This is a genomic window from Paenibacillus sp. FSL F4-0243 (assembly GCF_037963295.1).
Lineage (GTDB): Bacteria > Bacillota > Bacilli > Paenibacillales > Paenibacillaceae > Paenibacillus_AQ.
Genome location: NZ_CP150151.1, coordinates 5,715,418 through 5,737,787 on the forward strand (window position 1 = coordinate 5,715,418; position 22,370 = coordinate 5,737,787).

General features: G+C 43.4%; 23 protein-coding genes. 6 read left to right on the forward strand and 17 right to left on the reverse strand.

Annotated elements, in window-relative coordinates:
* Window positions 1-90: 90 nt before the first annotated feature.
* From NSS87_RS25405 to NSS87_RS25425, 5 genes are all read right to left on the reverse strand, one after another.
* Entirely contained in the window at window positions 91-963 is an 873-nt protein-coding gene (locus NSS87_RS25405; RefSeq protein ID WP_339243369.1) for an AraC family transcriptional regulator, read from the reverse strand.
* Between the two features lie 188 nt (window positions 964-1,151).
* Window positions 1,152-1,532, reverse strand: a complete 381-nt coding sequence (locus tag NSS87_RS25410; protein WP_042191407.1) for a FlxA-like family protein — start codon at window positions 1,530-1,532, stop codon at window positions 1,152-1,154.
* 203 nt (window positions 1,533-1,735) lie between these two features.
* Window positions 1,736-2,446: an ABC transporter permease gene (locus tag NSS87_RS25415; RefSeq protein WP_339243370.1), complete on the reverse strand. Its 711-nt coding sequence runs from the start codon at window positions 2,444-2,446 to the stop codon at window positions 1,736-1,738.
* Window positions 2,443-3,288, reverse strand: coding sequence for an ABC transporter ATP-binding protein (locus NSS87_RS25420; protein ID WP_339243372.1), 846 nt, complete (start codon window positions 3,286-3,288; stop codon window positions 2,443-2,445). The genes NSS87_RS25415 and NSS87_RS25420 overlap by 4 nt, the downstream gene beginning before the upstream one ends.
* 138 nt (window positions 3,289-3,426) lie before the next feature.
* The gene (locus NSS87_RS25425) at window positions 3,427-4,362 is read right to left on the reverse strand and encodes a LytTR family transcriptional regulator DNA-binding domain-containing protein (protein WP_339243373.1); all 936 of its coding nucleotides are present in this window, start codon (window positions 4,360-4,362) and stop codon (window positions 3,427-3,429) included.
* A gap of 215 nt (window positions 4,363-4,577) precedes the next feature.
* Between NSS87_RS25425 and NSS87_RS25430 the strand changes: the two genes are divergently transcribed.
* On the forward strand, window positions 4,578-5,270 hold the full coding sequence (locus tag NSS87_RS25430) for a DUF421 domain-containing protein (RefSeq protein WP_339243374.1): 693 nt from the start codon (window positions 4,578-4,580) through the stop codon (window positions 5,268-5,270).
* Between the two features lie 50 nt (window positions 5,271-5,320).
* On the opposite strand, the gene NSS87_RS25435 is transcribed toward NSS87_RS25430, so the two are convergent.
* The gene (locus NSS87_RS25435; RefSeq protein WP_339243375.1) at window positions 5,321-5,722 is read right to left on the reverse strand and encodes a collagen-like protein; all 402 of its coding nucleotides are present in this window, start codon (window positions 5,720-5,722) and stop codon (window positions 5,321-5,323) included.
* Between the two features lie 237 nt (window positions 5,723-5,959).
* Here NSS87_RS25435 and NSS87_RS25440 point away from each other — a divergent pair, with 237 nt between their 5' ends.
* Window positions 5,960-6,682, forward strand: a complete 723-nt coding sequence (locus NSS87_RS25440; RefSeq protein ID WP_339243376.1) for a YheC/YheD family protein — start codon at window positions 5,960-5,962, stop codon at window positions 6,680-6,682.
* Between the two features lie 89 nt (window positions 6,683-6,771).
* Here NSS87_RS25440 and NSS87_RS25445 read toward each other — a convergent pair whose 3' ends face one another.
* From NSS87_RS25445 to NSS87_RS25470, 6 genes are all read right to left on the reverse strand, one after another.
* Window positions 6,772-7,095, reverse strand: a complete 324-nt coding sequence (locus tag NSS87_RS25445; RefSeq protein WP_076300430.1) for a hypothetical protein — start codon at window positions 7,093-7,095, stop codon at window positions 6,772-6,774.
* 103 nt (window positions 7,096-7,198) lie between these two features.
* Window positions 7,199-8,146, reverse strand: coding sequence for a hypothetical protein (locus NSS87_RS25450; protein ID WP_339243377.1), 948 nt, complete (start codon window positions 8,144-8,146; stop codon window positions 7,199-7,201).
* Window positions 8,143-8,700 (reverse strand): sigma-70 family RNA polymerase sigma factor, encoded by a 558-nt coding sequence (locus NSS87_RS25455; protein ID WP_339243378.1) that lies wholly within the window; start codon window positions 8,698-8,700, stop codon window positions 8,143-8,145. The genes NSS87_RS25450 and NSS87_RS25455 overlap by 4 nt, the downstream gene beginning before the upstream one ends.
* A gap of 149 nt (window positions 8,701-8,849) precedes the next feature.
* A complete protein-coding gene (locus NSS87_RS25460; protein WP_042191425.1) occupies window positions 8,850-9,494 on the reverse strand; it encodes a hypothetical protein in 645 nt (214 codons plus the stop codon).
* 156 nt (window positions 9,495-9,650) lie between these two features.
* Window positions 9,651-10,649 (reverse strand): NADP-dependent oxidoreductase, encoded by a 999-nt coding sequence (locus NSS87_RS25465; protein ID WP_042191427.1) that lies wholly within the window; start codon window positions 10,647-10,649, stop codon window positions 9,651-9,653.
* Between the two features lie 16 nt (window positions 10,650-10,665).
* A complete protein-coding gene (locus NSS87_RS25470) occupies window positions 10,666-11,010 on the reverse strand; it encodes a metalloregulator ArsR/SmtB family transcription factor (protein ID WP_143759553.1) in 345 nt (114 codons plus the stop codon).
* Between the two features lie 310 nt (window positions 11,011-11,320).
* Here NSS87_RS25470 and NSS87_RS25475 point away from each other — a divergent pair, with 310 nt between their 5' ends.
* The 3 genes from NSS87_RS25475 (at window position 11,321) to NSS87_RS25485 (ending at window position 14,336) form a co-directional block, all read left to right on the forward strand.
* Entirely contained in the window at window positions 11,321-12,364 is a 1,044-nt protein-coding gene (locus tag NSS87_RS25475; RefSeq protein WP_052404403.1) for a helix-turn-helix transcriptional regulator, read from the forward strand.
* 282 nt (window positions 12,365-12,646) lie between these two features.
* A complete protein-coding gene (locus NSS87_RS25480; protein WP_042191429.1) occupies window positions 12,647-13,180 on the forward strand; it encodes a sigma-70 family RNA polymerase sigma factor in 534 nt (177 codons plus the stop codon).
* Window positions 13,167-14,336 (forward strand): DUF4179 domain-containing protein, encoded by a 1,170-nt coding sequence (locus tag NSS87_RS25485; protein WP_042191431.1) that lies wholly within the window; start codon window positions 13,167-13,169, stop codon window positions 14,334-14,336. Before NSS87_RS25480 ends, NSS87_RS25485 begins: the two co-directional genes overlap by 14 nt.
* Before the next feature lie 163 nt (window positions 14,337-14,499).
* On the opposite strand, the gene NSS87_RS25490 is transcribed toward NSS87_RS25485, so the two are convergent.
* From NSS87_RS25490 to NSS87_RS25505, 4 genes are all read right to left on the reverse strand, one after another.
* Window positions 14,500-16,239, reverse strand: coding sequence for an ABC transporter ATP-binding protein (locus NSS87_RS25490; RefSeq protein WP_042191432.1), 1,740 nt, complete (start codon window positions 16,237-16,239; stop codon window positions 14,500-14,502).
* Window positions 16,236-18,017: an ABC transporter ATP-binding protein gene (locus tag NSS87_RS25495; RefSeq protein WP_042194453.1), complete on the reverse strand. Its 1,782-nt coding sequence runs from the start codon at window positions 18,015-18,017 to the stop codon at window positions 16,236-16,238. The genes NSS87_RS25490 and NSS87_RS25495 overlap by 4 nt, the downstream gene beginning before the upstream one ends.
* Before the next feature lie 171 nt (window positions 18,018-18,188).
* On the reverse strand, window positions 18,189-19,214 hold the full coding sequence (locus tag NSS87_RS25500) for an AraC family transcriptional regulator (protein WP_052404404.1): 1,026 nt from the start codon (window positions 19,212-19,214) through the stop codon (window positions 18,189-18,191).
* Window positions 19,215-19,474: 260 nt separating this feature from the next.
* Window positions 19,475-19,789: a hypothetical protein gene (locus NSS87_RS25505; protein WP_042191434.1), complete on the reverse strand. Its 315-nt coding sequence runs from the start codon at window positions 19,787-19,789 to the stop codon at window positions 19,475-19,477.
* Between the two features lie 234 nt (window positions 19,790-20,023).
* Here NSS87_RS25505 and NSS87_RS25510 point away from each other — a divergent pair, with 234 nt between their 5' ends.
* Complete coding sequence (locus NSS87_RS25510) at window positions 20,024-20,344, forward strand: hypothetical protein (protein WP_042191436.1); 321 nt, start codon at window positions 20,024-20,026, stop codon at window positions 20,342-20,344.
* A 257-nt stretch (window positions 20,345-20,601) separates the two neighbouring features.
* On the opposite strand, the gene NSS87_RS25515 is transcribed toward NSS87_RS25510, so the two are convergent.
* Entirely contained in the window at window positions 20,602-22,335 is a 1,734-nt protein-coding gene (locus tag NSS87_RS25515) for a family 10 glycosylhydrolase (RefSeq protein ID WP_042191438.1), read from the reverse strand.
* Between the last annotated feature and the right edge of the window lie 35 nt (window positions 22,336-22,370).

A 22,370-nucleotide genomic window follows, 5' to 3' on the forward strand; every position in this document is an offset into this window, starting at 1 on the left:
AACTTTACAAACCATCCCCCACAACAAAAAAAAGCCATCCTTCTATGGGATGGCCTGACAAATCAGAAGTGCAATAGTAATCACCGTTTATTATTTTTTTAAAACCGGTATCCAAATCTCACTTCTGAAGGTCGGTGAAGATATATCCTTACTCTCATTCCATAAAATCTCCGGGCCTCTTGCCAACTCATAATTAGCGGTAGGGAACCATTCAGAATAGATGCGTCCCCAGACATTTTGCAATGTATCGGGAAATGGTCCAACGGCTTCGAATACAGCCCATGTTGCTGCAGGAACATCTAGTTTCGTTAAATTTTCGGGGCATTCCTTGGTTGTAGCAACGCCAACATAATGGTCAAGTTCTCCCTTTTCTTCCATTCTCTCTTCAGAAAAATTCATCGATGCTTGAATCAGTCCCTGAGGTTCGACATTCGAGAGCTTTTTGAGCTGGTCGATGTCATCGCTAGTTAAGCTTTTCCACATAGATGCGATTTCCGGATTTACGCCATTAAATTGGATAGGTACCCTTCTCGTAATGCCTACGATACAGAATGACTCTTTTTCAATGATACGATAGTTCATTGCACTTCCCCCTTGAATGGTTAATTGAAAGGTCAAGCGCGGATAGGCTTTTAATGAAGGGCCATGCAACTTTACCGAAGAGGGCGAAATACCGTGCAAGCCTTGGAAAGCTCTAGAAAATGCGTCTGCTGAGCTATATCCGTACTTCACCGCCACATCCATAACTCTTAATTCTCCAGCTTGAAGCTCAAATGCCGCAGATGTCAGGCGTCTCCGACGGATGTATTCTGATAGCGTGATGCCTGCAAGGAATGAGAACATTCTAGAAAAATGATATTCGGAACAACAAGCCAACCTAGCCGCTTCCTTCAGGTCTATATCATCAGCAAGATTCTCTTCAATGTATTGTAGAGCCCCGTTCAGATTTGCAAGCAAATCCATTCGAATGACCTCCCTTCACTAACAATATAGCAAGTGTCGTCGGCATCCATCCGACATCTCATGCACAGTTTTGCTGGGTACCTACGAGAAACTTGCCGCTCCTTATGATACGGTTCACCGCCTATTCAAAAAAGAGGTGCGAAAAGCCGGTTCATCACCGGATGCTTTTCGCACCTTCGCTCTCTTGCCTAAATTAACACGTCGAAGTGGCCCTCCGAGTTCACCGTCGCCGTCCGGGGATCGGTCAGACCGATGCCCTTGAGGCCTCCCTTCCACTCAATCCGCGAGAGGGGGAGGTGATCTTGAAGCGGAGAAGCCGGTACAAAATTTACGGCGGCGCTACTCCCGCTTTTCTGTACGAGTTGGGACTCCAGCAGCCGGATTTGCCGCTGCAGCTGCTCCCGGCGATAAGGAGTCTGCATCTCACTTCCTTGTGCCGCATTCACTTTATCCAGTTCCATCATCAGCCGGTTCCGCTGTTTCTCCAGGGAACTGACATCACTCTGTGTACCGCCGTAGGCCGCAATGGTCTGTACGGAGCTGATGCCTGATACTGTCTGTGCCGCCATGATCTTTCCCTCCGTTTCCATGGCTACCAATCCAAATTCAGCCAAATTTGAAAGTTCTAATCATCTTTATTACCCGGCAGGCCCCGTCATGACAACATCACAGCCTCAATTGGAGAATAATCGTCGTATAGTCTCAGTCGGCCGCTTGTTTCGACCCTACCAAAGACCCATCGAAGGCTGGCTAAAGTCCCTTCAGAGCTCCCTTACTCGTCCTTCAACCGCCGCTGATACAAAATGACAGACACTACTGTTAGCACAACCGTCCATGCCAAATTAATGAGGAGAGGTTTCAATACATCGCCCGTCGTATAACCTGTATTGCTTAGACCCAGCAGATGCACAAGCTGACTGCTTGGCATGTAATCCAGCACTTTGAAGACCGGATAATCCTTCGCTAGTACTTCTCCCCACGGTGCCCCCATAAATATGAACGCCACAGGGAGTATAGATAATGAGGCTTCAAGCAACGTCTTGGAGAATAAACCGCAGATCGTCCCGGCTGCAGTGTACAGAATAATCGAAAGAATGATTACTGCCACAAACGCCCATATATTAGCTGGCTCATAGCCAAATAATAATGTAGAAATAGCGAGAACAACAGCAGACATGACAAAGACCAAACTGCTTTTGCCGATTAGTACATCCATGGTCGTAGCCGGTGTCATCATTAATGACCGTAAAGTATTACGCTCCTTCTCTTCCGCAATCAAGCAGGCTTGTGCGAAACATGTTAGCAATACAAACGAACTATTAAAAAGAAAACCGCTGGCTCCAGGTAAAGACGCACCTGCCCTCTTGAAAATCAGAGCGATAATAATTGGAAAAATCAACATAATGGAGATCGCATAATTGCGAGAAAACTCTTTGTAATCCTTCACAAATATCGCCTGGACACGTTTTAATGAGATACTCATAGTAACTCACTTCCTGTCATTTTAATAAAAATATCACCTAGACTTGGCTCTTTCGTTTCTAACCGGTCAATTAACCCTCGTCTCATCCAATCCGCGATTTGATCAGCCGTTCCCTCATCGATCGGGAGCTCGTAAGCTTCCCCATTGATTAATTCAACACAAACTACGTTCTCCCGGTGCTGTCGTTTAAGATCCTTCGGTGAACCGATGGTTTGGATTTGCCCCTGATACAGAATCGCTACGCGGTTGCATATCAATTCTGCCTCAGCCATGTCATGCGTAGTTAAAAAAATCGTTGTCCCTTTGTCATTTAAGTAGCGTAAGCCTTTATAAATATGTGCTGAGTTTACCGGATCTAAAGCCGAAGTAGGTTCATCTAGAAATAATAATTCGGGCTCATGGATAATCGCGCAGGCCAACATGACACGCTGACGCATCCCTTTCGATAAGAGATTGACTTTCTTTTTGCGCTCTCCGCTTAAGTTTACAAACTGCAGCACCTTATCGACCGCAGATCTGGGAAGATCATATAACTTACGATACAGCTCCAAATTTTCCTCAATCGATAATCTTTCATATAGACCACTGTTATCCGTCAAAATGCCGAAGCGCATCTTCTGTGCAGACTGCTGCATCATCTCCGCTGGCTGGTTAAATACACTTGCCTGTCCACTTGTCGGATTTAACTGCGCAGTTAAAATCTTGATTAATGTCGTTTTTCCTGAACCGCTCGGCCCGAGGAAACCAAAAATTTCCCCTTTCGGAATTGAAAAAGACACATCTGCCAACGCATCTTTATTTCCAAATCTCTTACGGACACGTTCTACTTGGATAACATCCATTAACACCACTTCCTTAGCGTTGATGCCTTAAGCATATAAAGATTGCATGCTTCCAGCCATCAAAACCCGCCGAAATGTAGCTATTATCGCCTGAATAGTACCACAGAGTGCTTGCTTGGTTCGACATTACCCAGGAAATTAAATGTTCAGAAGTGCTTTTAATTCAGACAATTTTGAACGAGATAACGGAACCACAGCATCTTTACCTGTATTTAACCGCAAGCTGTAGCTATTCTTCGTCCATGTAATAATCTCTCTTACTTTTTGCAGATTAACGATGTAGGACCGATGACACCTAAAAAAACCGAAATTTAACAATCTTTGCTCGAGTTCGGTCAACGTCAAAGCACAGTCATAATTTTCCCCATCCACATGAACAAGGATCGAACCCTCTACACTTTCTATAAAATCGATTTCAGGCGGATTAAATAAAATTACTTTGTCATTTCTTTTGGTTGAGATCTTCTGCAAGGTTATATTGGTCTCGTCTTGTTTCTGTAATTCCTGCTTATCCTCTTCGAAGTCCCGAATATCCAATGGATGAAATCCGGACTCGTTCAACCGATAAATTGTATCACAGGAAATAAGGGCATCCTCTAAATTCGAAGTTAAAATCAATATCTGCTTTTCTTGCGAAAGATCATCCAGAATCCGTTTGAATTGACGACGATCCTGCTCTTCCAAGTAAAAATAAGGTTCCTCCAGTACAAGCGTAGGCTGATGCGCAAAAAAAACACGTAGCAAGGTCACATACATCCTTTTCGATGAGCTTAGATCCTTGACCCTCACCTTCCGTTCTTCTTTTAGAACAAAATAATCCATTAACAAAGCGGCACGCTCTTTCCTCTCCGTTACTTGGATAAGAAAAGTAATTAGCTCTTCCACCGTTAAACGCATATACTCGCTTTGCCCAGCCCGAAATAAATAATATTGAGAATGGTCCACTAATTGATTCATTAAAAGCTGCTTTCGCTTCAAGTCCGTTATAATAGCAACCGATTGGTTCAATGTCATATTTAATTCAATCTTCGGTAGAAATAATTCCCCGTCATAATACATTGGTTGAAATTGCATTCCGTCCTCCTGATCAGCGTCACTACTTGGATATAAAACAATTATAAAGTCAGGATACTTTTTTGTCAGTTTCTAACTAAAAACACAACGGCATGTCCTATCTAAACCTTCGTCCAGCCGTTCATGTTCATTCGATTCCTTTCACTTAACAAGTATAAGCGAGGAAAATGGGGGTCACTTTAAGACTATCTGTTATGCAAGAAGGGGCTCAGCATATGACATATGGAGAAATTCTATTTCGTACGGGAACGTCTTTCGTTGCTCTACTCGTTTTGACGCGTCTTCTCGGTAAAAAACAAGTCGGACATCTAACGTTTTTCAATTATGTAACAGGGATCACTTTCGGCTCCACCACTGCGGAAATTATCGTCAACAGACAAATCACGCTGCTGCAAGGAATATCTAGCTTGGTCTTATGGTCACTCTTGGCGTTCAGCGTTGCATTAATCGGACTGCGCTCTGTCAAAGCACGTGAGATTCTCGACGGCCAACCTACGATTCTCGTCAAACAAGGCAAGATTCTGGAAGAGGCATTAGCTAAGCAGCACCTCAACATCGACGATTTAAGCATGTTGCTTCGGAATAAGGATGTCTTCTCACCCGAAGAAGTCGAATTTGCAATTCTGGAACCTGACGGTAAACTTAGCGTGTTGATAAAAGAAGAACTGCTGCCTGCAACAAAAAAAGATATAAAAGTAAATGTTGCACCTATTCACAATATCCCAACTGAGCTTATCGTTGATGGTAAAATCGTAGAAAAGAATCTTAATAAAATAGATGTCTCCGTTGTCTGGCTCAACCAACAATTAAAGAAAGCCAACATTCATTCTTTAGATCAAGTATTTTACGCAGAGCTCCAATTGGACGGGAGTCTGTATATCGACAAATACCAGGATATGAATCCATAAAAGACCCCCAAAGAGAACAGCCCCCAGACTGTTCTCTTTCACTGTCTGCCTTAGAAGCAGGTGAACGAGCGAATCCGATTCAGATCAATACCGAAGTACCCCCAGAAGAGACCGAACCATCTGAACCCTGCAACAGAATTACGCCCGACGAATACCGGGAAGAACCAGAATTGCTCGCCGTTGTTCAGCCAAATATATGTGTTGCGGAACAGACAGCCTCTGATCGCACCAGGGTCGATGGCAAATGCGGTAGCCGACATTTGCGGTACGAATTGCGGTGGAGGTGCCGTCGGCGCTTGAACGCCTCCCGGTGCAGCTCCAGGAGGCCCCGGAGTCCCAGGAAATCCACCTGGTCCACCTGGTCCACCCGGTCCTCCTGGTCCTCCTGGTCCTCCTGGTCCACCCGGAAACCCTGGGAATTGGCCGCTTCCCGGCGTTGGAAAAAATCCCATATGTGATCACTCCTTTCAATGAGTAGGCACAATCATCATATGCATTCGCGGAAAGAGTGTTTGGGCGAATGCCAATAAATAATCCGCGCCCAGCCGAAGCTGAACAGTAATGAAATTAAGCCGCCTAAAAGCCTTTTTCACCTGCTTCGGCTCATAAATATGGACGAATATCCACTTATGCTGATTCCTAATTTGACTTAGAATTACCGTAGAAGATTGAAAAAGGCTGTGATTCTAATGTTAATCAAAAGAGACAAATGGTTGCAATATCGCATCCTTCGCAAAGTCTCCTTTCTCGCCGGACGGCTGCCAGAGACACAGTTGCTTAAGAAGAACGCATTAACGAATATGCTGCTTCACTATCAAAGCGTCGTATTGAAACCTCGCAACGGGAGTTACGGAAGGGATATCCTGTTCATTAAACGAAACGGTGCAAACGCCTATCGTATTCATAACGAAAAGAAAGCCTTCACCATGACAGACAGCGATAAGTTATTTAAATTGTTCCATAAAAAAAACAGAAGTCGTGGATATATTGTCCAAAGGCGTCTGCAGCTTGCCCAAATTCAACACAAGCCATTCGACATTCGGATAATGGTTCAACGACAAAAGAGCTCTTCATCCACTTGGAACGTGACAGGCTCATACGCGAAAGTTGCGGCGCAAGGATATCTAGTCACGAATGTGGCTAGCCGCACCATTCCAGTTCTTGAGGCACTCAAATTAGCCCGAATCGGAGATCGGAGATTGCTTGTCAAAGCGGAACAGATCGCATTATTGGCAGCCACACAACTGGGTGAGCGTTACCCAAAGCTTAGACAAGTCGGGTTCGATATAGGCATCGACAGGAACTGCCGGATTTGGATCATTGAAGGCAATTATCAACCGGACTTACGCCCATTCCGGCTCTTGAAAGATTCCTCAATGCATCGCAGAATATTATGGTATAAGAAACATTAGAACGAAAAAAAAGACGACCAGCCTCTTATCTTTGGCCTGTCGTCTTTTCATGTTTGGTGCCTATCCTTGATAATCCCCCGCTTGCAATTTTACTTGCGTCTTTTGTTACTTACAACACGCGTCACTTGGAACTTATTTACCCCTACCTGTATAATGGCAAACTGGCTGTAAGAAGTGCCGGAAGACGTATAAGGTTCCGCTTGAATATTTCCACTCGGCGTTCTAACCGTTGCAGTGATTCTAGTCACCAAACAGACTCCACGGCTAGAAGCTTTCCAAGTCTCATCACGCTGAACATTATAATTGTCATCACTACATAAGATGGATGCATATTCAACTTTTCCAAATGCATTAAACGATGTGGAGTTAAAGATCTGTACGGGGTCATAACCGCCAGCTTTTCTATTTCCCATCCTCAAAACCTCCCTTATTATCGATATTATTCATTAAATGCAATTCCATCGTTTTGGTAAGGTATAAATGTGGACAAGAAATAAAAGTACGTTTATCCGATGGTCACAACCCCTTCTCTTTTACTTCTATTATCTTTTCACTAAACTGATATTTCACTGTAACATTCTCAATAATCTCAGTATTCTGGTAGGCAAGAGAACCTTCAAATACTAATGTATCATTGTCTTTCCACACCAGGTTATCAGCATAGCTATAATTCTCATGATCGGTGCGAATCCATGTATCTAATTCTTTTTGTGCACCATATTTGACTCTTGCAGATTCTATTAACTCTGGACTTGTCATTCCCTCTTCAATATTGCTAATTTGAACGAAATTACTTTTATTAGAGCATGTTACGATCGCAATTAACTTATGATTTGGAGAAGGGATAATTTTTGTAATATACATAGATGGTGCAGAAAAACTTAAATATTCTTTAAGCACATTGTCTTTTATTCTCCAAATGACATTTTGACTTCCATAATCCGAATAATTATTAAACAACGTAAATATCATACTTCCATCTGCTAGCTTAACAATATAAGGGCTCTGATAACTTTTCGACAAAATATCTACGGCAAAAGCAGCCGCATCAGCGATTTTTTGATTCTCATTTTTTATAAATGGCTGAAGTTCTTTTAACGCTTTTACTCTCAACGTGGGATCATTAAAGCTTTCTACCAGCCTATTAATAGCAATATATACATATTCATTATTATCACTTTTTAAAGCATGTAGAAATTTTTCCGCATCATATTGAGTAGCAGGCTCTAACTCCATGTCTTCAGCATTTAAATAACGTATGTAAGGCTCTGAATTTTGATTTTTATAATATTCTGTTGCTAATAAAGCTGAAGCGGTTGAACTATATAGGACAAGACAGGCAACCAAAATAACCCACTTTTTAGAAATTCCTTTTTTCCTTTTCTCTGTTCCATTGTGCCCAGCCGCTTCAATTAAGTTTTCATCAATGAGTCCGATCTCCTTAAATAAATCTTCTTTTTTCATAGGTTAACCCCCTCTTTGTCTAGATGAACTCGAAGTTTATTTCTTGTCCTAAATAATATGGATTTCACTTTACTACTACTCATATTAAATCTCATAGAAAGCTCATCTATTGAATAGGAATACCAGTACCTTCCAATAAATATGTTTCTCGCTTGCTCATCTATGCCATATAAAAATTGATTTATTAAGTTTGCGATCTCACCTTCTTCATACTCTGTTTCTACAGTATCAGGCGAAGCTAGACATTCTTCTAGTTCCGTTAGAATGACTTCAAACCCACGATTACGCTTTTTCGCTGTATTATAACCATACTTATCAAGCGCAATATTACGGGTGATCCTCCCTAAAAATACCGAAAAATTCCTAGGCAGATTGGGCGGTATCGCATTCCATGCCGCTAAGTATGTATCGTTCTCACACTCTTCAACATCCGAGAAATTTGAAATAATGTTTCTTGCAATGACTCTGCAGTAAGCCCCATATTTATTTTTAGTCTCTAAAATGGCTTGCTGTGAACGCTGTAAGTATAGGTGGATTATTCCTTGGTCTTCCATTCGTTTTCTCCTTTTAAACACTCTTATCTATATAGTAGAGAATTCTTAGGATGGGTTGCACTTATATTAAAATTTACACCCATATATAAAGACAACCCCCTCCTAAACAAGGAAGGGGTCTTTGTAATAGATCTGCCTTTTGGTCATCTCTACAATCCAAAATGTTCTCTAACTAACCTAAATTGTTCTTCCACGCTCATACTTGGTATTCTTTCAACGGTTTTGATCCCCATTTTATTACAAGCAGTCTTAATCTCATTAGAGAACTTAACCATAGATTTGTTACCGTGTTTAATCGTTTCTTCTGGATTTATCGTGTAGGCGTTAATACAATCTAAAATCATCTTATGATCTTCTCTAAAGTAATATAATCTCTCTATCTCTTCATCGGACGTATAAAAACAAATCATTCTCTCTTCTGGAATAAACGGTAGTATACGTTCAGGCATTATTCCTAAATCTATTATAATTGGTTTATCATTAGGCATTGTTAACAAATCAATGATAAAGAAGTCCATCATCTCTTCGACGATTTGAAATAGCCATTGGCAGTGCTCATCTACAGGTTTATTGAACCACTTATTCCAATCCAAATCAGAATTAGGAAATTGAAGGGCAGGGTATTCAACAGGACTAGTGAATGGTCTGTATTTTAAGACATCATCCCTCAATGTTTGAAAGCCTAGCTCCTCTACAAATTCCTTGGTCATGGTAGTCTTCCCAGCACAAGGCCCCCCATTAAGCCAGTAAACATGTTTTAATTGTTCCTTCAAATAATTATTATTAATCTTCATCCGGTACACCCCATATGATTTGTGTAATATCTTACTTTAACACGTTGGTTTCAGGGAGGTGACGGATTCTTATCTTCCTATAACAGTGAAAACACATAGAAATTCTCCTTTCTTGACACAAGTAGTTATATTCTATGAGTGGGGTTAAATTCCCTGTCACTTTATCTTTAATACGATCTTTCCTTTTGCCCTGCCCAATTCAGAATACTCCATCGCCTTCTGAGCTTCTTCGAAAGAGAATATTTGATCAATTACAGGCTTTATTTTCCCTGCTTCTATAAGCTCCGAAATGATCTCCAGTTGTCTGCCGCTAGGTTTCATGAACAAGAAGCTGTATTTGACATTATATTGCTTTTCTAATTTCGTTAGCTTACGGGTAACCAATCGAAAAAGACTCGTTTTTATAAAACCAGACCCATATTCAACTCCGAAGCGTGCATTAGGCAGCCCAGAAACCGATACAATTTGTCCGCCTGGTTTGACTATTTTAAAAGCCTTCTCTAATGTCTCTCCGCCAATCGTATCGAATACTCCATCATAATTTTGTAAGACCTTATCAAATTGTTCTGTTTTATAATTGATTATTTGATCGGCCCCAAGAGATTTGACCAGATTAGCTCCAGCATCGCTAGTAGTTGTAGCTACATAAACTCCCATCGCTTTAGCAAGCTGGATAGCAAAGGTCCCAACGCCGCCCGATCCAGCTTGAATCAATACCTTTTGCCCTGCCGATAGCTGTAATATATCATGTAATGCTTGATAGGATGTAAGCCCGACTAATGGGATTGACGCCGCTTCCTCAAAGGAAAGATTTTGTGGCTTTAAGGCTATATCGTCCTCATGTATGGATATATATTCTGCGAAGGTTCCAATTCTATTTTTTCTTGGCCGTCCGTATATTGCATCGCCTATTTTGAATTTAGTTACTTTGTTTCCTACTTTGGTGACTATACCTGAAAAATCATTTCCTAACACAAGCGGCATATCGTATTTCAACAACATACGAGTTTTGCCATCCCGCACCTTGAAATCGATAGGATTAATACTCGCCGCATGGATCTCTGCCAACACATCATAATCAACTACTGAAGGTGTTGGAATGTCTGCCATTAGAAGAGGACTTTTCCCATATTTTTCAATGATCATCGCTTTCATTAAGAAACCTCCAATTCTAATAATATTGTTCCATAAATTCATCGAGATGGTTTATAAGATTTTTTAACACTCCTAATTTTGTTCTAACGTCCATAAAATAATAATTTTTAGAGCCTTCTTCCCTCACCATTATAATTCCGGCTTCTCTTAAGATTCTTAGATGATGGGAAACAGCAGGTCGTGATAGATGTGTTTTTTCAGTAATCTCACCTACGCGTAACCCGTTCGTACAGGTAGTCTCCATAAGTACAGTAATAATAGATTGTCTTGTCTCATTACCAATAGCTAAAAAGACCTTCTGGCACATCTTGAAATCGTCTTTGATGACTTCGACCTGTTGCTGTTTATTAATGATTCTCACCGCTTTCGTTTCGTTCAATCGTTTAACTTAGTGAACCATTTGCTGACGAGTATGTCATAACAAGATATGCTCCGCAACCTTGAGAAAGAAAATCGAGATCACAAGTAAATTTTTTACATTTCTTCACCTCCAACCCTCAGAGGAGAATTGTCGATAAATCTCAAATCGCCCTTCTTATAAATTGAACCAATGTCCTACAAGGTAACCTGATAGGTTAATCCGCTTAACCAAGCGGTCATTGTGGATATTTTATACAAAAAGTTATACTGCAATTGACTAGTCGAAATGATACAAATTGGAGGTTATCCAAATGAATGTTGAGATAGGAAAAAAAATAAAGACACTTCGTTTACAAAAAGAAATGACTCAGGAAGAACTAGCAGCAAAACTGAATCTGTCATCCCAAGCAGTATCCAAGTGGGAAAACAATGTAACCATGCCTGATATTCAAATTCTCCCTGATTTATCCGTGATTTTTGGTGTTACAATTGATGAATTATTTGCATTAACCGATGATACCCATTTAGAACGAATTGGAAATATGATTAGTACTGAACATTTTATATCTGAAGACGACTTTAACTATGCTGAACAATTTTTAAAAGGAAAACTAAATGATGCGCAAAAAAAGTCCTCATGTCTCACCCTGCTAGCTCAGTTACACATTCATCGTTCAGATGAGCACCGTGAATTGGCTTCCCATTATGCCAAGGATGCACTGCTACTAGCCCCGGACAATAAAAGTAATCATAATGCTTTGCGAGATGCGGAGAATGGAATCATTTTTGATTGGAACTTTTCAAATCACCATAAACTCATTACGTATTATAAGAATTTCGTGCCGAATCACCCGAATTACTGGCAGGCTTATGTTTGGCTTATGAACTACTTAATCGCAGACGGCAGATGTATTGAAGCAAAAGAAATTCTGGAACAATTGAACCAAATCCATCCTGGTCATTTATATCAAAAATATGGAGGGCTGATATGCAAGGAAGAGGGCGACCTTTCTCAGGCGCTGGCTCTCTGGGAGCAAATGACTGATTTGTATCCTGAGGATTGGCTTGCATGGTCCTCCAGAGGAGACTGTATGGCTAAACTTTGCAGGTACGACGAAGCCATAGAATACTATTCCAAAGGTTACGAACTACAGCCAAGTCCAAAGTATACAGATGCATTTGAAGCCATTTCTCATATATATATAATAAAAGGGGAATATGATAGGTCTATTGAAAAGCATCACGAAATAATTGAGCTGCTAGAAAGGGACTGGAAAGTCACAGAGGGTAAGACCGTTGATTTTTATAAGAGAGAAATAGAAAATTTAAAGATAATGTTGAATAAACAAACCTAACATTTATAAAAATACCAAATAACATGGACGACTGGCCCTTTCCGCCAAAACGGCGGAGGGGGCTTTTGCTTTTAGTAAGCAAAACTGCCCCACCAGATACTACATTATTTTGTGAGTCCAGAATGCTTGGAGAATCCCATGTGTGCTGATTTGCCCAAGCGGTGCAGTCCCCGGATATCTTAGGTTTACTTTCGTTGTAACCTTCTAGCTACCTACCCGATCTAATATTTAAGTAACGTTACGAATATCCTAAGACTTTTAGTCAAGAAAGCAGGTAAATCTTTGCATATTAATCCTATTGTCGTCAAAGCCAAAGCTGGGGACTCTGAAGCATTCGTGCAGCTGATGCAAGAGATAGAGTTACCTCTGTATAGAACTGCAAGGTCCCTCGTCAACAAAGACGAGGATTGTGCAGATGCCCTGCAAGAGACGATGCTTAAAGCCTTTAGGTCCATCCATACACTCAGAGAGCCCGCTTTTTTCAAAACGTGGATCTTCCGGATTCTGATTAATGAATGCAACAAAATGATCAAAAACAACGCAAGAGCCCTCCCTTATGGAGAGCTTCCCGAAGTCCCTTCCATTTCCAAGGATTATGAGAAAATCGAAATATGGGATGCCGTTCAACATCTTGAGGAGAATCTACGGATTGTCATTCACCTTCATTACCTACAGGACATGCCGATCAGTCAAATTTCCGACATTCTCGAAATTTCTACGGTAGCCGTGAAGACCCGGCTGCATCGCGCCCGCAAAAAGCTAAAGCATTCATCTCAATTCAATCAAGAAATGGAGTTGCGACATGGTAAACACTAAGTTAGAAGAACAATTAAAGAACTGCCAAAGCCTACTTCCCGATCAGTTATCGGATATTGCCCGCTCCAAGCTGAATGAGACTTACCAAATCATCAGGGAAACCGATAATTCCATTTCCCCCGTTCAGAAAAAGAAAAATGTATCTAAAACTTTTAATAAATGGTTGATTTCCACTGCAGCCGCTGCAATTCTTGGAGTTACAGTCCTTGCTTCCGGCTTTGTATCGCCCGCAATGGCTGATGCACTCAAGCAAATTCCGGTTTTGGGACAAATCTATTCATTATGGGGCGAAAAAAACTTAGATCCCGGTGTTCAACAAGCCGAGGATTTCATCACAAACGTAAACCAAAGCGTGACGCATGGCGATGTGACCATGAATATCCCAACGTTGTTATTTGACGGAACCCGAATTCTTATGAACATAACCACTCCTGGAAACCGTCTGGCTTCGGAGCCCAATTCGCCGCCTTCAGATGCCAATAAAGGGGCAGTGGATAAGTTTGAGGTTCTCTATAAAGGCCAACCTCTACTCTGGAGTTACGAACACATGGATGCTGAGACTGCTTCCAGCATAATGGTTCAGGTTTTGAACACTTATTATGAGCCGAGCACAACAACACAGACTGTCCAGTTCCCTGATCAGTTTGACTTGACTGTAAATGTAACGTTAAAGGGTTACGATGTCCCGTTCGAATTCGTTCTGCCTGTTACAAAATCAACGCCCGTTACCGTACTAACTTCAGAGGAGACCATGCATCACGATAACATTAACTTGCAGATCAGTAAGGTGGAAATCACCCCAATCACAACGCAGTTATCCATTGAGTACAAAACCAAACCGGGCCAGAGCGTAGAAGAAATGCTCGCTTCTATCCCTTCGAAATATAAGGGGGCTAACGGGGGCGTCATCGCTCTTCAATTTGACATTGTAGATGAACGCGGCGTTCAACTGAAGCCCATCGGTGCTCACCCCTTAAGCGAATCTTATAATGTTCGTTTTGAACCCTTCAAGACTATACCAAGTACCGTAACCATCAAACCGTACTTAGTCGTTTCCGAAGGTCAAGCCCCAGCTGGGACTAAAGGACTGTGGGAAGACAACAATATGGTCAAGGAATATATTCCTGAGCTGGAGACTGTACTTTCGGTCCAATAGTTCATTTGTAAAAGGTCCTTATTTTCTAGGATTAAAAGGGTATGCAAACCTACAAAAGACGAAGCCATAAATGGCTTCGTCTTTTGTATTTAAATGGCTTCAGGTAGATTCATCCTTTGTGATAGCCATACGTTTGCCCTCCTAAAAGCGTGAATGACGTTCCCTATGACGTGATGCGGAATCCTACGGATTGCTGCTGCAGCTTCCAGAGACGGTCGTACAATCCGCCTCGTAGTAGTAAAGCTTCATGTCGTCCCTGCTCCACCAGTCGGCCATCTTCCAGCACAATAATGTTGTCTGCACCTCGTATGGTTTTCAGCCGATGCGCGATAACAATAACGGTTCTGCCCGTAATCAGCGCATCAATTCCCTTCTGGATTTCGGCTTCATTCTGCGGGTCAAGCGATGCAGTAGCCTCATCCAGCAATACAATCGGAGCGTTCTTAAGAATCGCACGAGCAATGGAGATCCGCTGCTTCTCCCCTCCGGAAAGCGTACTGCCACCCTCGCCTACCGGCGTGTCATAACCTAGCGGTAATTTCATAATGAAATCATGGCAACGGGCCATTTCTGCTGCTTGTTGAATATCCTGCTGCGACGCGCCCGGCCGCCCAAAAGCAATGTTGTTTCCAATGGTATCTTGGAACAGGTACACATCCTGAAACACAACCGACACAGACCCTAGCAAATGTTCTGGATCAATATCTTTAATATTGCGTCCGCCTAGCAGAACACTTCCCTCGTCAGGATCATAGAAACGCGAGATCAAACGCAGCACTGTACTCTTTCCGCTGCCGGAGGGACCCACGATTGCAGTCAATGAACCTTGCGGCATTTCTATGCTTAATTGTTTGAGAACAGGCTCACCTCCATAGCTGAAGGTAACATTGTCAAAGCGAATGGTACTGCTATCGGGAAGTGGAGCTGTAGTCCCTGTCATTACCGGCTGGCGAAGCAGGTCTACGATGCGTTCACCCGCTTGTTCGTTGTACCGGAATTCAGCATAGTTGGCGAGCGCCGTCGTCAGTGGATCATAGATGCGTGTGCCGACAATAAGGAATACCGCCAGCTGCAAAATACCGAGCTCCCCGCCTAACAATAGATGCACACCTACGTATACTATTAAGGTCAGACCCGCACGAAGAAGAGCCATAGCCGTTAGAATGACCGGTCCGAATATCCCTTCAAGCTTCACACTTTCCTTCATCAAAGTTCGAAAAGAGCTATCCAGACGGACAAAACGTTCTCCCGTCAGGTTGTAGGCTTTCATCACCCGAATACCATTCAAATACTCCTGTAGCCGATTCGCGGCGTTCAGTTTCGCTTTCATATGATTCGTCCCTAATCTGCGCCGCAGTCTGCCTGACAGGTACATAATTAGGAGGGCAACCGGCAGTGCCACGAACATGGAAAGCGCCATCCGCCAGTCGAGGAATAGTAAACCCGCAAGTGCGAATATCGGCAGTACAAAAGCCCCTGCAAGCTGTGGCAGCAGATGTGAAATCCCTGTCTCAACCAGCGTGAAATCGCCCATCATCATATTGGCCAAATCACCAGGATCCCGGCGCGTCAGGTAGCCTAGCGGAAGCTTACGCAGATGTTCTGCTAATTCCGCCCGTCCCTGTGCCGCAACATTGTAAGCCCCGCGGTATGCAGTGCGGTATGCGGGGATCTCACTCAGGAACATCAGCACCATAACAGCGGCTAGTCCCGCGCAAATCCACCAAAGCCGTTCTATCTGAAGCTCTGCACCCACCGTAATATAAGGAGCAAAAATCAACCGCACCGCCTCAATTACAAGCGCAAACGGAAGCACACTAACTATGTTAGCCAGTAAGGAAAAAAGTACAGGCTTCAGCAGCTGCTGCGGTTTGCCAGCAGTAATATTGTGCAATACCTTCATAGCTGTTCCCCTCCTTTTTCCAAATGCCAATCTCCAGCATCACTGTAGGCATGCCACATTTGAGTGTAAAGTCCATCGAGATCAATCAAACGATCGTGATCTCCGCGCTCCACGATTTGCCCATCTCGCAGTACCAGAATTTGTGCGGCTTCACGAATAGAGGAGAGTCTGTGAGCAATAACAATTACCGTCTTCCCGCGCATAAGCTCCGTTAGTGCCAGCTGCATGTGATGCTCATTTTCCGGGTCGGCAAAAGCAGTCGCTTCGTCGAGTACAAGTACCGGTGCATTTTTGAGGATTGCCCGGGCTACCGCAATACGCTGCTCTTCACCACCGGAGAGATAGACGCCACCTTCACCAATTAACGTATCGTATCCCTGCGGAAGCCGAGAGATGAACTCGTCGCATTGCGCAGCTCTTGCTGCAGCCTGGACTTCATCCAGCGTGGCTCCCGGTTTGCCGACGGCAATATTCTCATACAAAGTGTCATAGAACAGGAAGGTCTCCTGAAATACAAAGGCAACTGTATTCATCAGTTCATGAATCGCCATATGACGGATATCCACTCCACCGATACGGATCGCACCCTCTTGCGGGTCCCAGAACCGCGGCACCAAGCTGGCCACCGTCGATTTACCTGATCCTGACGGTCCAACCAGCGCTGTAACCTTCCCTTGTACTGCCCGAAAAGAGACCTCGCTAAGCGCAGCCGCAGCCCCCTCTTCTTCACTGTAGGAGAAGGTTACGTCCATAAATTCAACGTCGAAAGCTTGCGGTGATAGCGGCTTTGCTATTTCTGGTACAGGCTGCTGTGCCAAAAGACGATCCATCCGCTCTACGCCTTCGCCGATATCCCGGGTGCTCGAAGCCAGCATAAGTAGCTTATAGAGCGGAGATGATACGCCTGGTGCCATAATTAGAAAGAACAGCAGCACAAGCGCAAAGGACATGGAATCCGGCTGACCGCTTAGCATAAAAACACCCACCGGTAAAATAAAGGTAAACGAGGAGGCCAGCAATGTTTTGAATAGAACATAGCCTGACTGATAACGGTCCGTAAACTCCAGACAATAATCACGGTATCTGGTCATATCACTGTAGAACTTTCGGAAGGAATGCACCGTCTGCCCGAACACCTTCACCGCTGGCATCCCCCGCACATACTGCACCGCCGAAGCATTGATCTGCTCCAAAGAATCATGATACTGCTTCACACTGGTTTTCCCCTTACTGCTCATCATAAGTGCTGACTGCACAACCATTCCTATGAGGATCGGTAGAAGGCAGGCTACAGCTAACGGCGGACTCAGCCAGAACATCGCCACAATCATCAGCACCGTAGACGCCAGCGCGCTGACCAGATCAGGGAGCTGATGCGCTACGAAATTTTCCACCTTGTCGACATTCTGTTCCAGCGTCTTCTTCACTGCGCCGGTCGAAGTTCCATTCAGGAAGCCGAGCGGCAGTCTGCCCAGATGCTCAGTCATTCGTACACGCAGATTATACTGAATACGAAAAGCCGCAATATGTGAGCACATAATACCGCAATACGAGGTCACCAGACCTCCGATCAATCCGCCGAGTGCAATCCATCCCCAGCGAATCATAGCATCACCATCAACCTGTCCAGGAGATGCGGCATGCCGCAGTAGCTCGGCCAATATGAAATAAACAGACAAAAATGGTACCAGCATTAGCACGGCGCTGACAGATGACAATACACCAGACAGGATCAGCAGGCCTCGCTTCTCTCCGGCAATCTCCAACAGTCTCGACATGCCATTTTTGCTTTTACTCACAGCTGTTCCCCCACTCTTTATAATTACGCACAAAAAAAGTGCACTGAGAATGATTCTCTGTGCACTAGTGTATAGGAACGCTCTTCATGGTTGCTACCGTTTCCGGGATTATAATCAACCAAATCAGGAGCATCTGTTTTCGATGCGAGCTTACATCCTTGTTCCTAAAGAACGCTGTCTACCACTGATCAGATACTCTCCAGGACGCACACCGAATTTTTTACGAAAGGCTGCTGAGAAATGGCTGACATTCACGTATCCGACTCTGGATGCTGCTTCACTTACCGTCATATTTCCATGTTGTAGCAGCTGCTGTGCCCTTTGCATCCGTTGTTCGATCACATAGGCATGGACAGTATAACCGAACATTTCCTTAAAGCCCTTCTTCAATTTGAACTCATTAAGGCAAATAATGCGAGAGAGCCCTGCTAGCGTCGGTGGATGTAAATAATCACGTTGCAGAATTTCCTTGGCTAGTCGCAGGCTCTTCATATCATCTCTAGATAGCTTGACTGTGTGGGAAATCCGATCAGCTTCAAATAAAGATTCATTGAGATAGACAGCCATTAGCTCCAGCATTTTCCCCTCCAGATAGAGTTCCCGCATACCCTGACTATAGGAACAATCCGCAATTTGAGACAGAATGAGTCGGATAGATGGTGTGATTGCGTTTTTGCCAAAAAACAACCCAGCTCCTCCTCCGGCTTGGAGCCGTGTATCCTCGGTCAGTCCGCTGGTCATTCGCTCAAATTGTGCCGGACTCATATCTATGCTGAGGAATCTGTAGCCCGCTCCGCTAAGGTATATACAATTTTCACTTCTTACTCCGCCGTGAAGCAGCACACTTTCTCCTGTATCTATGGCAAAATAGTCCTGCTTCAGCGAGGTCCCCCATTCAATTCCATGTCCCATGCAGAATATCAGCTCCGTACGAGGTGTTCTAAACTCACCCTTCGCTTCAATATCCCGATTAAATTGGAGATCAAAATCCGTCATTTGAAGATAACGCTGAGTAAGCAGGCTCCGGCAGCTGCCCTTCCCTAGCTCGACCGGTGGTTTTATCTCAAAGTGGCTTCCGTCCAACTGGTAAGTAATATTAAACCCTTCGCATCTAAGCGTCTTATGGGCATCAATCGTTTCCGCTTCATTCAGACCATCGCTACGCTTCATGCTCATCCCTACTTCCCCTTACTTTGGATTCATTATATATGTATTGAGAATGATTATCAATTGAATGTTCTTTTAGCAAATATGCATAAACAACAAAAAACCTTCCCACACCCCTAAGGGTGAAGAAGGCTTATATGCGTCACTTCCGAAGACATGGCCAGCTATATTTTCAGCTCCATAACCACCTGTGAACGGCCTTTAACGTTTAGTTTTTACATTACATTGGTGGTGGGGGGAAGGTGAGATGCATCCAATTGTTCACCAATTTAAATTGCTAATCCCTCCAATCGTTCAATTAGCAATGGAATCGCTACTTCAATCCAAAACTCCAGACAAACATGCCCACTGGACATACCACCATGACTGTATTTCTCACAATAGATTTGTTTATCTAAATCACCTAAGCTACTTCCTGTTAATTCCTCAAATGCGTATTTGAATATCTCTGCAAACTCCTCACCTGTACATGGATAATTCACTTCCTGAAAGTACCTCTCTAGCTCATCCCAAAGATATGGATCCCCTCTTAATCCCCACCTTTTTGGTCGCTCATTAAAAATAACTGATACTGTCTTTAGCATTCCCAGCCTCCGCCGCTTTCGAATTGGTCAACTATAACTTAACTCTATAAAACAAGTTAGAATTTCCGATATATCGTACTCACTTAATCTGTGTAAACAGTACTACTGTATCATTTTTAACCGCCAATTGTTCCAAATCCAATTATAATGTTTCTGACTATAATTAGATGATTTCAGACTGGCCAATTACTTAAAACTATTTAAAAATTCGATTAATATAGGGAGAAGATATAAATGATATTTTTTTCAGAAAATTCAAAAATACCAGATAAATATGCAGACTTTTTGAATAAGATTGCAACTTTCTTTGGGGAAGAAGAGAATTTCAAAGGTATAGTAAACGACACTATGGAAATCTTAAGACTGTCGTTTAAGGATGATATTTCCGATGCAGAATTGTTAAAGCGCGCAAGTCTTAATGGTATCATTAATGATCCGGATGTCTTTATGGAAATGATAAGTGACAATCCTGATAAAACCAAAATAAAAACAGTTTATATGGAAGAACTTAATGCTTTGTATTACACGATAAATGACATTTTCAGAACACTATGAGCAAAGAAAGAAGACATTCACCCGTATTTCGGAGATGAATGTCTTCTAACCCAATCTGTTTTCACTGTGTTCTGCCGATTATATTACATCCTCAGATTCCAAAGTCAGCCGGTATCCGTTCTTTCTCTCCCTGACAGCAAATCCCCAGGCTTCGGGTGCTTTCCAGGAGGTCTAAATACAAATCAAGCCTCTGATATCTTTGCTTTGCCCATAAAAAATAAAGCGAATGATGATGTATAGTTGTAATTGTATTAGGCTTAATCCGTAACCTTCACATTTCCAAACACGGCCTTATTCCTCGAATCATCCCCCGGATTGCTGAGCGCTATGCCAATATACACCTTGCGATTCATCGGGATCTGAACAGTTCCGACCGTTTGCCAGTTATTCCCGTTCGTCGAAATAGCGCCTTTGAAGGTATTTCCACTTCTGGTCAGCTTTAGCCATCTTGGAGCCGAGGCAGCCGCAGTATGGTCGACCATATTACCCGCTGTCTCTGCACGATACTGGAAGGTTGCCCCATTCTCGGGGGTAAGCATCATATCCGCGTGCTTCGAATTATGACCCAGCGACTCCCGAATCATAATACCAGCCTTGGCCCAGCCGTCCAATCGGCTAGTGGACTGCACTTTTACAATAATCTCTGCATTGCCACTCACGGATTGGTATATATAATTCAGTCGATCTCCATTTCCCCAAATATCCGTAGAGCTACTGCTGAGTGTAAATTGCTTATTGGATGAATTGTAGGTAACGTTCCCCGGCATGGAACCGATATTTCGAGCCTTCCATCCTGCTGGTAATTGAGCCGGATAGTCTTGTTCTACCGGAGGCGTCCAGCCTGGCGTCGGCCAGGTTTCACGTTCTTTGATATTGGCTAGCTCATCTTCTGGCCAGGCCCCGTAAGCAAAGAACGACAGACGCTTCACGTCCGGATAATTCTCGCGGATTCCCTTGTAAATCTCCTGATATTGATCATCAGTCCAGTCATTATCCAGCGTCGCAACAATTTCCACGTCACTGCCGCTAATCCGGTCGCTCGTATCCTTCAGGATGCCGTAGGAAGTGCTGTATACCCAATCACTATTGAACTCCCAGTCATCAAAGTACGCCATCGGTGCGACAAAGTCGATATCATCTTTGAATTTGGCTACATTCTGTCCAACCTCTGTAAATTCCGGCGGCAAAATATACACACCTAGCTGCACATCCGGATTTGAGGATTCGGAAATATCCTCACGGATATCGCCCACATACTGTCCAATTTGTTCAGTTCTCCATTCATTCCACTGCTCACGCTGAGGCGAATCCGTATCGAAGTCAATGCTGAGCGGGGAATACCCGAACTGCGCCTGATACTTCAGGGCCGTGTAATCACTGACGTCCATGTTGTAATTGTCAAAGCGGATCCAGTCTAGCACAACACCGTCAACAGCATAATTCTCGATCACTTCCTGAATGATGGAACGCTCATACTGCTGCACTTCGTGGTGAATCGGATTGACGAAGTATTCGTTGCCGTTAGAACCTGTGAACGGAGTCTGAACCCCGTTAACCAGCGCTTGCATCTGCCATTCATCGTGAGCAAGGAAGGCTTGCTGATCATGGAACTGGGGAATCCAGGCATGAACCTTGATTCCTGCAGCATGGGCTGCTGTAATGACAGCCTGCAGGGCATCGAAATTCTCGTAGCCTTGCGCGATCGGAGCGATATCACTCTGATAAAATACACTTCCAGACGGAACCTCATCATCTTCATCCTGCTTCACGTTCATGCTGATGACATCGACACCGTAGCTTGTGGACAGCTGGATGAAATTATGGACATCCGCCGTGTTCTTAAACTGGTTTACGGTCCGTACAATAACTTCCGTTTCAAAAGGGGGATTACTCTCCTCATCGGCCTTAGCCGGCACGGAACCACCTACTATTGAAGAAACCAATACGAAGCTTAACATTGCTATGCATCTCGATCTCAGAGCAAATGCCATAATATCGCCTCCACAAGTATAAGATTTTATAAAAG